Source organism: Streptomyces sp. C, assembly GCF_000158895.1.
GTDB classification, from domain to species: Bacteria; Actinomycetota; Actinomycetes; order Streptomycetales; family Streptomycetaceae; genus Streptomyces; species Streptomyces racemochromogenes.
This window is the reverse complement of sequence record NZ_GG657750.1, coordinates 437,057-447,847: the sequence shown is the minus strand read 5'-3', so window position 1 is coordinate 447,847 and position 10,791 is coordinate 437,057. Positions and strand designations below refer to the sequence as shown.

Sequence of the window (10,791 nt, the reverse complement as noted above, 5' to 3'; positions counted from 1 at the left end):
CCCCATGACGACCATGTTGGCCCTTGAGGGCCCTTGCCGGCGGCGGGGTCGGCCTGGTCCAGCTTGTCGACGGCCTCCTGGAGCGTGGTGCGCAGCTTCGCCAGCTCGGTACGGGTCTGCACGCTCTCCACGGTCTGCCCCCGGCCGGCCGCGTCCGCCAGCTCGGTGATCCGGCGGCTGGTCTGCGTCACCAGCTGCCGCAGCGCCTCGGGCCGCGCCGCCGCCTCGGGGTCGGTGTTGTCGCCCGAGATCCGCGCGGCGAACGCGACGAACTGCTGCGCCACCTGGTCGGAGAGCCGCTGCGCGCGCTCCGGGGTGTCCGCCGTGCCCGAGATCTTGATGATGTTGCCGTCCGCCGCCTTGGCGGCCACCCGGTCCCGCAGCTCGGTACGGCTGACCTTGGTCCAGCCCAGCGCGGCGGCCGCGCGGTCGACGACCACCGAACTCGCCGCGATCTCCGCCTGGGTCAGCAGCTCGCGCTCCTCCCACGCCCCCGGCAGCAGGACCGAGGCCGAGGCCGTGTAGCGGGGTGGAAGCAGCAGGGAGGTGCCGTAGCCGACGAGCGCGCCCACGACGGCGAGGACGGTGAGCAGGCGCCAGCGCCGGCGGAGAATCCGCCCGATCGTGACCAGGCGTATCGTGTCGTCGCTCAACGGCGCGGCCTCTTGCCCGTACCGTCGGAGGAGCCCGCCGGCGCCGGCCGGCGGTCACGGCAGGCGGCGGCGTAGGCGGAGAGCAGCGAGGCCTGCGAATTGCGCCAGGCGAGCGGCCCGTTGATCCGCTCCTGGCCGATCTTGCCCATCAGGGCCCGCTTCTCGGGATCGTCCAGCAGCAGCGCGATGAGCCGGGCGAACTCGCCCTCGTCGTTGGCGGGGGCGTAGACGGCGGCGTCGCCGGCGGAGACCCGCGCCTCCTTGAGGTCGAACGAGACGATCGGCCGGCCCATGACCATGTACTCCAGGACCTTGTTCATGGTCGACACGTCGTTGAGCGGATTGCGCGGGTCGGGGGAGAGGCACACGTCCGCGGTGGACAGGTACCGCGCCAGGTCGGCGTCGGAGACGCGCCCGGTGAACTGCACCTGGTCGGAGAGCCCGAGCTGCCGGGACAGCTCCACCATCGCGTCGAAGGTGTCGCCGCCGCCGACGAACACCGCGTGCCAGTCGCCGCGCCCGACCTCGTCGCGCAGCTTCGCCAGGGCGCGCAGGGCGTAGTCGACGCCGTCCTGCGGACCCATCACGCCGAGGTAGCACAGCAGGTGGGGCCTGCCGCGCTTCAGTCCGGGCTCGGGCGGCACGGGGTGGAAGCGGTCGGTGTCGGGCGCGCTGCGCACCACGAACACGTCCGACGGGCGCCGGCCGCCGCGGCGCACCGCGACGTCCCGGTAGCTCTCGTTGGTGGCGAGCACGACGTCCGCGGCCCGGTAGGTGAGCCGTTCCAGCGCGCACACGGCCCGGTAGAGCAGGTCCTCCCCGCGGTCGAACCGGGACAGGTACAGCTCGGGGACCAGGTCGTGCTGGTCGAAGACGAACCGTGCTCCGTGCCGCTTGAGCCACAGGGCGGGCAGGAACAGCAGGTCGGGCGGGTTGCAGGCGTGGACCACGTGGACCGGCCCGACCTTGCGGGCCAGCCGCATGGTGTGCCACAGGGCCGATCCGTACTCCTTCAGGTACCCGGCCGGTCCTCCGGTGGCCGCGCGCAGCGGGTAGCGGTGGATCCGGACCCCGTCGACCTCGGCCTCCGGCTCGGTGTCCCGCTTGGTCCCCTGCGGGCAGATGACGTCGACCGTCCAGCCGGCGTCGCGCAGGGTCGTGCACTCCTGCCACACCCGCCGGTCGAACGGCACGGACAGGTTCTCCACCAGGACCAGCGCACGCCGGCCGGTGGTGCGGCCGCCGCCGGCCGCACCACGCGTCGTCTTACCAGGCAAGGCCCACGTACCCCGGTTCGGTCCGGCGCGCGTCGGCGTCGGGAAGGTGGATGAGGTCGATGATCACCGGTCCGTCGCCGTGCGGCAGTGCCGACAGCACGTCCGGGTCCCTGGACCCGACCAGGCACACCTCGGCGTGGTCGAGCACCTCGTCGACGGAGTCGGCGAGCAGGTGCGCGAGGTGCGGCAGCCGGTTCTCGATGTACTCGCGGTTCGCGCCGAGGAGCCGGGAGAGGCTCACGTTGGCGTCGTAGATCTTCAGGTCGTACCCCTTGCCGAAGAGCCGCTCCGCCAGCTCGACGAGCGGGCTCTCGCGCAGGTCGTCGGTCCCGGGCTTGAAGGACAGCCCGAACAGGCCGGCCCGGCGCTTGCCGGTGCGCTCCACCAGGTCCACCGCGCGTTGCAGGTGGTCGGAGTTGGAGGGCAGCACGTGGGAGAGGATGGGTACGGAGACGTCGGCCCGCTGCGCCGCGTGGACCAGGCTGCGCAGGTCCTTGGGCAGGCAGGAACCGCCGAAGGCGAAGCCGGGCCGCAGGTAGGCCGGGCTGATGTTCAGCTTGCGGTCGGCCAGGAACACGTCGATCACCTGGTGGGAGTCCACCCCGAGTGCCCGGCACACCGCGCCCAGCTCGTTCGCGAAGCCGATCTTGAGGCCGTGGAACGCGTTGTCCGCGTACTTGATCGCCTCGGCCACCGGGACCGGCACCCGGAACACCTCGCCGGGCAGGCCCTCGTACAGGGCGGCCACCACGTCGCCGCTGGCCTGGTCCAGCTGGCCGATGACGGTCTTCGGCGGGTCGAAGAAGTCCCGCACGCTGGTGCCCTCGCGCAGGAACTCCGGGTTGACCGCGACGCCGACCTCCACCCCGGCCGTGCCGCCGACCGACTTCTCCAGGATCGGCAGCAGCAGGTCCAGGCAGGTGCCCGGGAGCATGGTGCTGCGGAACACCACGGTGTGCCGCCCGCCCCGCTCGGCCAGCGCCGCGCCGATCTGTTCGGTGACCCGCTCCAGGTAGGTGGTGCACAGGCTGCCGTTGGGCTCCGAGGGCGTGCCCACGCAGACCAGCGACACCTCACTCTCCATGATCGCCTCGCGGACGTCACCGGTGGCGCGCAAGGCCCCCGTCCGCACGACGCCGGCGACGAGCTCGCCGATGCGCTCCTCGACCACCGGGGCCTTGCCGTCGTTGACCAGGTCCACCTTCACCTGGCTGACGTCCACCCCGACGACCTCGTGGCCCAGTTCGGCCAGGCACGCGGCCGAGACGCAGCCCACGTAGCCGAGCCCGAAAACACTGACCCTCATGACTCGTTCCTCCCCCCACACAGGCCCCCACGGCCTGCGGTCCGCGCGTCTGCCCGACGACGACTCCCGCGCATCAATAGGCCCCCTGCCCGTAGACCACCGCACGCAGCGTCTTCCACAAGATCACTGTGTCCAGGGCGAGCGACCAGTCCTCCACGTACCGCAGGTCCAGCCGGACCGCCTCCTCCCATGACAGGTCACTGCGTCCGCTGATCTGCCACAGTCCCGTGAGCCCGGGCTTGACCAGCAGCCGCCGCCGGATGTCCGGACCGTATTCGGCGGACTCCTCCGGCAGCGGGGGCCGCGGACCGACGAGCGACATCGACCCCGTCAACACGTTGAACAGTTGCGGGAGTTCGTCGATCGAGTACCGGCGCAGCACCGATCCCACCCGGGTCACCCGCGGGTCCCGGCGGAGCTTGAACAGCAGGCCGGCGCCCTCGTTGCGGTCGGCCAGCTCGGCGCGCACCCGGTCCGCGTCCGCGACCATGGTGCGGAACTTGAGAATGGTGAACTCGCGTCCGTCCTTGCCGACCCTCCGCTGCCGGTACACCGCCCCGCCCCGGCTGTCCGCGACCACCAGCAGCGCGACGAACACCATCAGCGGCGCGAACAGCATCAGCAGGACCGCCGCCCCCACCCGGTCGACGACCTCTTTGACGGCCCGGCGGCCGCCGGTGAAGATCGGCATGCTGACCCGCAGCAGCGGGATGCCCAGCACCGCGTCCACGTGCAGCCGCGGCCCGGCCACTTCCATCAGTACCGGGGCCACGACCATCTCGGCGTCGCTGCCCTCCAGGTTCCAGGCCAGCCGCTGGAGCCGGTCCGGCGACCAGTGCGGGTCCGGGGTGACCGCGACGACCCGGTAGCCGTCGCGCCGGACGTGGTTGGCCACGTCGGCCAGCCGGCCGACGACGGGTACGCCGTCCAGCTGGTCACCGTCTCCGTCGAGCCCGAGACCGTCCGTCGTGCACACCGCGTCCACCCGCCAGCCGAGGTGCGGGAACTTGCGGGTGCGGGTGATCAGATCGTGCAGGGTGGCCGGGCTGCCGGCGGCGAGCACCGGTCGCAGGCACTGCCCCTCTTTCCGCTGTTTGTGCAGCCAGAGGCGCAGAAGATACCGCGTGGTCATGGTGACGAGTGCGATCGCGGGGATCGCGACGAAGATCCAGAGTTTGATGTTGCGCGAAGCGAGGGCGATCCCGCCGAGCGCCAGTAAGACGGTCGCCGTGAACAGTGAGCGGCCGAGCCGGCGGAATTCCTCGGCACCCTGGCCGAGAACAGCCGGAGCCCATGACCGGTTGACGGCCAATGCGGCCAATACCAGAAGTTCGGTGCCGAATGCGAGAATTCCCCATTTCTCGTGCCAGTTGGCCGCGTCCCGAGCCCCGAAGAAGTTGCCGATGGACGCCACCACCAGGGCGGTGGCCACGGTATCGCTGGTGATCACGGTACGTCGGTACCGCTGCTCCCAGTCACTCGCGGGACGGCTGATCGCCCCGTTCGCCAGACGCCCGCGCGCAGACGGGAACGGGCTGACTAATCCCCCTTGCCGCACAGAACCCCCCAGGTCCCCAGTGGTACGACGTGTTCGCCACTCACCGTGCTCCGCCGGGAGGCCCCCGCCTCCCGACCGCGCCGTTCCTCCCCGGGATCCCCCCCGGCCGTGTGGAACTGCTTGGACAACCCACCCCGGCGGCAGCGAACGGACGTGCCCCGCCAGACGTGCGACGTGCGCGAGAACCCGCCGAAACCCCGGGTGCTCCCCCGCACCCGAGGCCCTTTCCCGGGCCCCGAGAATTGATCATCCCCCACGCCTCGTGCCGAGGGGGACGTGATTGCAGGCTTTCCGTAGCGCCTGACCTGTAGATCATTTACTGGTTGCTCGTGTACGAACAGCTGAAGCACGGTCAATCTAGACCATGGCGAGCCGGTATGAAGAGCAGATGTGTGAAATTCGTGTTCACGCCTTCAGACGGGTTCCACCGATCGCCGGGCGCCCGGGACTTCACCGCTGTGGAGCACCTCCTCTCACCCCAGGTCAAGCCCGCCGAACCGGCCATCCGGGCGTCGCCGTGCAGCCGTGCGCCCCCTGCTTCCGGTTTGGGCGGAGCCTCTCCCTCCGCCCTCGGCGGGGGCGGAAACGGACCAGCTCCGCTCTTCCCGCCGCCGCGCGGCCGGGCGGGAGGCGGTCTCGGCCACTCTCCCCGGCACCCCTTGCGCCGACGGGGAGGAGGCGTGGTGCACTGGCTGGGCCGGCCACCGATCAGGTGCGTGAGCGGCACCGCGGGTCCGGGACCGGCGCCGCACGGCACTCCGGCCGGCGCACACCAGGTGCACGGCGGCAGGCGTGCGCGCCCCGCGTGACCCCGGCCCGGCGCCCGCCCGATTCCGCCCATCCCCTCGCCCCGGATCCCGTCGGACCCCGCTGGACCACGCAGGACCCCGAATGGAGTGATCGTGCACCACCACGGCCCCGACACACCCGAAACGCACTACGAGGACGTGGCCGTCACCGGCGGAGCCGGTTTCGTCGGCCGGCACCTCGTCACGGCCCTCAGCACGCTGTCCCGGAAGGTCACCGTCGTCGACCACGCCCCGCTTCCCCCCGGCCTCGCGGAACTGCCCGGCGTCTCCCACGTCCGCGCCGACCTGCGCGACTACGGCGAGACCCTGCTGGCGCTGCGGAACGCCGACGCCGTGTTCCACCTCGCCGGCAACGCCAGCGGCACCGAGTCGGTGGCCGACCCCCGCCGCGACTTCCACCTCAACGCCCTCGCGACCTGCAACGTCGGCAACGCCTGCCTGGAACTGGGGGTGCGCCGGCTCGTCTACCTCTCCTCCGCCATCGTCTACGGCACCCCGCGCCGCAGCCCGATCCACGAGGACCACCCCACCCGGCCCTTCCTCCCGTACGGCGCCTCGAAGCTCTCCGGCGAGCTGACCCTGCGCAGCCTGCACGCCACTGCCGGACTGCCCGTCGTCACCGGCCGCTCGTTCGTCGTCTACGGCCCCGGCGAAGACCCCCGCCGGGCGGGCGGAGAGGTCTCGCAGTTCCTGCGCTGGCACCTCAACGAGCAGCCCATCCCCGTCGTCGGCGACATCGACCGCAAACGCCGCGACTTCATCCACGTCGAGGACCTCTGCCGGGCGCTGATCACCCTGGCCGACCGGGGTGCCGACGGCGAGACCTACAACCTGGGCACCGGCACCGCCGTCTCCATGCGCGAGCTCGCCGCCGAGGTGGGCACGGCGACCGGCCGCCCCGCGCTGCTGGACGCCGACCCCTCCAGCCTCGCCGACAGCTTCACCCTCCTCGCCGACACCACCCGGCTGCAAGGGCTCGGCTTCGCCCCGCGGATCACCCTGGCCGAGGGCCTCGCCCGCCTGGCGGACCTGCTCGGACGGTTCCCCGAACTCCCCACCGCCCGGGCGGTGTTCCGCCGGGAGACCCCGGAGCGCCGGAGCCTGGAGGCCAGGACGTGCTAGCCGTCGACGGAGGTACACCGCTGCTCGCCGAAGGGGAGGCGGCCCCCTGGCCCCACATCACCGACGCCGACCGCAAGGCCGTGCTCGACGCGATGGACGGGGCGACCCCGTGGCACTGGCCCATGCGCACGGTGAGCGACCTGGAAGCGGCCTGGGCCGAGTACACCGGCATGCCGCACGTCCTCGCCGCCAACTCCGGTACCGCGGCCCTGCACATGGCGATCGCGGCCGCGGGCGTCGAGCCGGGCGACGAGGTGCTCGTGCCGGCCGACACCTTCCTCGCCTCCGCTTCCTGCGTGCTCCAGGCCAACGCGATCCCGGTGTTCGTGGACACCGACCCCGCCACGTTCAACATCGACCCCGCCCGCATCGAGGAGCGGATCACCGACCGCACCCGCGCCGTCGTCGCCGTGGACCTCAACGGCCTGCCCGCCGACTACGACGCCCTGCGGGCGGTCACGGACCGGCACGGCCTCGTCCTCATCGAGGACGCCTCCCAGGCACACGGCGCCGAATACCGGGGCCGCCCCGTCGGGTCCCTGGGCACCCTCAGCGGCGCCAGCCTCAACGGCTCCAAGACCCTCTCCGCCCTCGGCGAGGGCGGCCTGTTCGCGACCCGCGACGAGGAACAGCAGCGGCTGGCCCGGCGGGTGCTGATGTTCGGCGAGGAACTCCCGGGCCAGAGCCGCGACTACAACGCCCGCATCATGGGCTGGAACTACCGGATCGACGTCCTCGCCGCCGCGTTCGCCCGCTCCCAGCTCACCCGCCTGCCGCGGATGTCCCGCGCACGGCAGGCCAACGGAGCCGCCCTCACGCGGGCCCTGGCCGGCGTACCCGGCATCCGCACGCCTGTCGTCCCCGAGGACCGCACGCACGTGTACTTCTTCTACCCGCTGCTCGTCATGCCCGAGGAACTCGGCCTCGACGGGCTCCCCGTCGCCGCCTTCCGCGACGCCCTCGCCCGGGCGGTGAACGCCGAAGGCCTGCACATCACCCGCTGGCAGCCGCAGCCGGTACCCGGGCAGACCCTGTTCCAGGAGCTCCGCGGCTACGGCCGCGGCTGCCCCTGGAGCTGCGGGCACGCCCGCCCCGGCCACCACTACGACCCGGCGCAGTACCCCGTCAGCGAGGAGGTCTGCCTGCGCCGCCTCGTCCTCGGGCAGAGCCTCAGCTCCTTCGGCCCGCCCAACGACGCGACGACGATGCACCGCTACGCCGAAGTCCTGTACAAGGTCCTTGTCGAGGAACGGGACGGGCTGGTCGCCCTGACCCGGCGGACCGCCGGCCCGGCACACTGACGGGCCGGGACGGACAGCACACGAACGGCAAGGGGACGGACGCAGATGCGCAACGAGCCCGAGACAGCGGGCGGACGCACGGCGCCGCCCGGCCGCGCCCGGAGCCCGCGCCCGCGGACGATGCGGCTGGCCGTCGGCGCGGTCTTCTTCGTCACCGGGGCGGCCTTCGCCACCTGGGCCGCCCGGGTACCCGGCGTCCAGAGCCGGCTGGACCTGTCCGCCGGGGAACTGGCCGTGGCCCTGGTCGGCCTGAGCGGAGGCGCCTTCGCGGGGCTCCCGCTGGTCGGCGGCCTGGTGGCCAGGTACGGCAGCCGTACGGTCCTGTGCACCGGCATGGCCGCCTACCTGGGCGCGCTCGCGAGCCTGCCGCTCGTCCCGGACCTCGCGGCACTGACGGCGGCCCTGGCCCTGTTCGCCTGCGGCAACACGGCCGTCGACGTCGCGATGAACACCCAGGGCGTCCTGGTCGAACGCGCCTACGGACGCCCCGTGCTCGGCGGCTTCCACGCCATGTTCAGCCTCGGCGGCATCGCCGGCGCCACGGCGGGCGGCCTCGCGGCCTCCGCCGGCGTCGGCATCCGGGCCCACTTCACCGTGACCGCCCTCGTCCTGCTGGCGGTCGCGGCGACGGCGGCCACGGCCCTCGCCCCCGAACCACCGCGGACCGGCGGCCCGTCCAGGACCGGACCCCTGCTGGCCCTGCCCGGCCCGGGCCTGTGGATCCCCGGCCTCGTGGCGTTCTGCGCCCTGATGGGGGAGGGGGTCGTCAACGACTGGGGCGCCGTCTACCTGAAGGAGGAGACCGGAGCCTCGGCGGGCGCCGCCGGCCTGGGGTACGCCGTCTTCTCCGCGGGCATGGTCGTCGGCCGCCTCACCGCCGACCGGCTGCGCGCCCGCCTCGGCACGGCCCGCTTCACGTTCCTGTGCGCCGTGGTGGCGGGCACCGGCGCCCTCATCCCGATCCTCGACGCGACGACCACGGCGGGCTTCGTCGGCTACACCCTGCTCGGCCTGGGCATGGCCGCGGTCATCCCGCTCGTCTTCGCCCACGCGGCCGCCCTGCGGCCGGGCCACACCGGCTCCTCCATCGCCGCCGTCTCGGGCCGTGGGCTACGTCGGCTTCCTCGCGGGCCCCCCGGTCATCGGCGCCCTGGCGGAGCGACGACCCTGCTCTGGGCCGATGCTGGTGCTGTCGGCCTGATGGCGGCGATGGCGGCCCTGGCCCCGCGCCCTGCACCGCCCCTGACGCTCACGCACAGAGCCCTGCCGCCCCGGAGGTCCGGGGCGGCAGGGCTCTTGAGGTGTCCTCGGCGCGCGGTCAGACGAGGGCCGACGCCGGGCGGGGGGCCGTCGTCTCCGCGGCGGCACCGGCGCGCTGGGCCAGGAGCCGCTGGGCAAGAACCCCGAAGACGATTCCGAACACGGCCCACAGCACGAGCTGGACGGCGATGGAGGCGACCCGGAAGTCCCACAGCAGGGCCGCCGGGAACTCGGCCTTGACGGCGTCGGTGTTGTCCGGGAGCACCAGGAAGGCCAGCCCGGTGGCGACGACGAAGCCCGCCCCGGCCGCCAGGGTCGCGTTCCAGTTGCCCAGGCGCGGCGCCAGGCGCCGGCCCAGGACGATCGCGCCGACGCCCAGCAGGACGCTGAGCAGGATCATCAGGAAGAACAGCGTGGTGCGCTGGCCGATGGTGTCCGGGTTCCCGACGGCCGGCGGGGTCGCCGGGTACTTCAGGAAGGGCACCAGGTAGACCAGCGTGAACGCGCCCCCGGCGGTGAGGGCGGCCGTGGCCCGGGGGCTGAACCGGCCCACGCGGCCCAGGGCGAAGGAGAACGCGAGGGAGGCGATGCCACCCAGCGCGACCCCGTAGACCAGCACGCCGGTGGCGAGACCGACGGTGGACTGCACGGGCCGGCTGACGAGTTCTTCCTCCTCCTCCGCGGCGGCGGGGGCGTCGCCGCCGCCGTGACCGGCGTGGCCGGCCGCGGGAGCGGCCTCCTCGGCGGCTGCCGCCTCCTCCACGGCGATGGAGCCCCGCACCGGGGGCTCACCGACCACGTAGGCGACGGCGAAGGCGAACAGACCCGCGATCAGGCCCGCGAGCATGCCGCGGACCAGCAGACCTCTGACAGTGGAGGCGTACATGGCGCGCGCCTCTCAGTGGCAGGGGAAGCCGAGCAGGTGACGGCCGTCGTGCACCCACTCGTGGACGCCCTCGCCGGAGAACACGGCGGTGGCACCCTGCTCCGCGCCGACGAAGTACAGGGCCACGAGCATCAGCAGACCGACGAACAGCGCCCAGGGCAGGACGGCCTTGACGGGCAGCGGCGCGGACGGCGCGAGAGCGGGGGCGGATACGGCAGCGGAAGCGAGAGCCTCGGCCATGGGGGAACCTCCTTGGGGAACAACGCGTCCCATGTGGTGGTGCGGTACGACGGTCCTCGGGTCTGACTCGCCGCGCCGCCACCCCCGGAGGGGCGCCGCCGCAGCACACAGTGGCGCGACCATGCCGGATTCACACCGGACTTCCGTCTCGCCGTCGTCGCTATGTCTTTATGTCGCCGCGACGCTACAACCCCGGGGGCCTTCGCACCAAGCGGATGAGTCGCTGATCACACGGGGCGTCCGGACTGCGGACCCCGCCGGACCGCCCCTACCGCGACCGCGGGCCGGTCCGGTCCGTGAGGGCGCCGTACGGCTCGGGGCGGCGGGTGCGCATCAGGCCGAACTCCAGCCAGTCGCGGTGCTGGCCCTGCTGGCCGAC

General features: G+C 72.9%; 8 protein-coding genes and 1 pseudogene. 3 read left to right on the top strand and 6 right to left on the bottom strand.

Annotated elements, in window-relative coordinates; genetic code table 11:
• The 4 genes from SSNG_RS02210 to SSNG_RS02195 all read right to left on the bottom strand — a co-directional run.
• Positions 1–653: Wzz/FepE/Etk N-terminal domain-containing protein (locus SSNG_RS02210; protein WP_241694977.1), on the bottom strand; the 653-nt coding region annotated here is incomplete at its 3' end.
• Entirely contained in the window at positions 650–1,930 is a 1,281-nt protein-coding gene (locus tag SSNG_RS02205; RefSeq protein ID WP_007262151.1) for a glycosyltransferase family 4 protein, read from the bottom strand. The genes SSNG_RS02205 and SSNG_RS02210, both read right to left, overlap by 4 nt.
• Entirely contained in the window at positions 1,920–3,236 is a 1,317-nt protein-coding gene (locus tag SSNG_RS02200; RefSeq protein ID WP_007262150.1) for a nucleotide sugar dehydrogenase, read from the bottom strand. Before SSNG_RS02200 ends, SSNG_RS02205 begins: the two co-directional genes overlap by 11 nt.
• A 73-nt stretch (positions 3,237–3,309) precedes the next feature.
• Positions 3,310–4,794, bottom strand: coding sequence for a sugar transferase (locus SSNG_RS02195; RefSeq protein ID WP_007262149.1), 1,485 nt, complete (start codon positions 4,792–4,794; stop codon positions 3,310–3,312).
• 902 nt (positions 4,795–5,696) lie between these two features.
• Between SSNG_RS02195 and SSNG_RS02190 the strand changes: the two genes are divergently transcribed.
• From SSNG_RS02190 to SSNG_RS43370, 3 genes and pseudogenes are all read left to right on the top strand, one after another.
• Positions 5,697–6,725, top strand: a complete 1,029-nt coding sequence (locus SSNG_RS02190; protein ID WP_241694976.1) for an NAD-dependent epimerase/dehydratase family protein — start codon at positions 5,697–5,699, stop codon at positions 6,723–6,725.
• Positions 6,719–8,026, top strand: coding sequence for a DegT/DnrJ/EryC1/StrS family aminotransferase (locus SSNG_RS02185; RefSeq protein ID WP_007262146.1), 1,308 nt, complete (start codon positions 6,719–6,721; stop codon positions 8,024–8,026). Before SSNG_RS02190 ends, SSNG_RS02185 begins: the two co-directional genes overlap by 7 nt.
• A gap of 45 nt (positions 8,027–8,071) precedes the next feature.
• Positions 8,072–9,064, top strand: a pseudogene (locus tag SSNG_RS43370) (MFS transporter); the annotation flags it as partial.
• A 280-nt stretch (positions 9,065–9,344) separates the two neighbouring features.
• Here SSNG_RS43370 and SSNG_RS02170 read toward each other — a convergent pair.
• Together SSNG_RS02170 and SSNG_RS02165 are read right to left on the bottom strand one after the other, a co-directional pair.
• Complete coding sequence (locus SSNG_RS02170) at positions 9,345–10,172, bottom strand: CbtA family protein (RefSeq protein ID WP_042800409.1); 828 nt, start codon at positions 10,170–10,172, stop codon at positions 9,345–9,347.
• 12 nt (positions 10,173–10,184) lie between these two features.
• Positions 10,185–10,412 (bottom strand): CbtB-domain containing protein, encoded by a 228-nt coding sequence (locus SSNG_RS02165; protein WP_007262143.1) that lies wholly within the window; start codon positions 10,410–10,412, stop codon positions 10,185–10,187.
• Positions 10,413–10,791: the final 379 nt, after the last annotated feature.

Excerpts from the sequence above, each read along its gene's own strand:
- SSNG_RS02170 (WP_042800409.1), bottom strand. The coding sequence starts at position 10,172 with ATGTACGCCTCCACTGTCAGAGGTCTGCTGGTCCGCGGCATGCTCGCG.
- SSNG_RS02200 (WP_007262150.1), bottom strand. The coding sequence starts at position 3,236 with ATGAGGGTCAGTGTTTTCGGGCTCGGCTACGTGGGCTGCGTCTCGGCC.
- SSNG_RS02165 (WP_007262143.1), bottom strand. The coding sequence starts at position 10,412 with ATGGCCGAGGCTCTCGCTTCCGCTGCCGTATCCGCCCCCGCTCTCGCG.